This is a genomic window from Nocardia asiatica NBRC 100129, assembly GCF_000308415.1.
In the GTDB taxonomy this organism is placed as follows: Bacteria; Actinomycetota; Actinomycetes; order Mycobacteriales; family Mycobacteriaceae; genus Nocardia; species Nocardia asiatica.
Genome location: NZ_BAFS01000354.1, coordinates 1 through 1,157, shown reverse-complemented (window position 1 = coordinate 1,157; position 1,157 = coordinate 1). Strand labels below are relative to the sequence as shown.

The window sequence follows — 1,157 nt, the reverse complement described above, 5'->3', positions numbered from 1 at the left end:
CTTGTTGTTGGAGTTTGTTGTGGTCGATTTTGCCGTTGGGGGTCAGGGGTGGGTTTGGTAGTGGGATGAGTTCGGGGATCCAGGCTTGGGGTAGGTGGTGGGTGAGGAAGGTGGGCAGGTCTGGGGGTAGTTGGGTGGGGTGGGGATTCGTTGTTTCGGGTTCGGGTTCGGCGAAGGCGACGAGGCGGGTTCGGGTGTGTTGGCCTATCGCGAGTGCGATGGCTCGGCGGATTCGGGGGTGGGCGGTGATGGCTTGTTCGATTTCGCCGAGTTCGATGCGGTGTCCGCGGATTTTGACTTGGCGGTCGGCGCGGCCGAGGAATTCCAATACACCGTCGGGGTGGTATCGGCCCAGATCGCCGGTGCGGTACCAGCGTTGGCCTGCTTGTTCGAAGAACGCGGCGGTGGTGCGTTCGGAATCGTGGCGGTAGCCTCGGGCCACGCCGATACCGCCGATGAGTAGTTGGCCTGGTACCCAGTCGGGTTGGTCGTGGCCGTGTTCGTCGACTACCCGGAATCGCTGGTTGCGTAGTGGACGCCCGTAGGGGATGGATGTCCAGTGCGGTGGCACTGTGCGGGCTTCGAAGTAGTTCGACCAGATCGATGCTTCTGTGGCGCCACCGAGAGCGATGAGACGGCAAGCCGCCGATTGGGCGGCCAAGCGGCCGGGCAGATCCAGGCCTATCCAATCACCGGAGACCAGGGCCAGGCGCAGGGTGGGTGGCAAACCCGGGCCGGATTCGGCGACGGTGAGCAGCATGTCCAGCATCGCCGGGACGCTGTTCCACACCGTCACCGCGTGCGCGTGAGTCAGCGCCAGCCAACGGTCGGGGTCGCGGCGGTCCTCGTCGGCGACGATCACCACACTGCCACCGGCCGCCAGCACACCGAACAGGTCGAACACCGACAGGTCGAAATCAGTCGCGGCGACAGCGAGTACACGATCGGCGGCGTCGATGCCGAAACGGCAGCGTATGTCATCGACGGTGTTGACCGCGCTGGCGTGCTCGATCTCCACACCTTTGGGGACACCGGTCGAACCGGAAGTGAAGATCACATACGCCAAATCCGTGCCCGCACCCCGATACACCCGCCCCGGAGAACAACCCCACGCATCCCCCACACCCACAACCACCGCAGACAGACCATCGAGGTCG

At 64.4% G+C, this 1,157-nt stretch carries 1 protein-coding gene; it reads right to left on the bottom strand.

Annotated elements, in window-relative coordinates:
• Positions 1-1,057: AMP-binding protein (locus ON27_RS29370; RefSeq protein WP_043734833.1), on the bottom strand; the 1,057-nt coding region annotated here is incomplete at its 3' end.
• Positions 1,058-1,157: the final 100 nt, after the last annotated feature.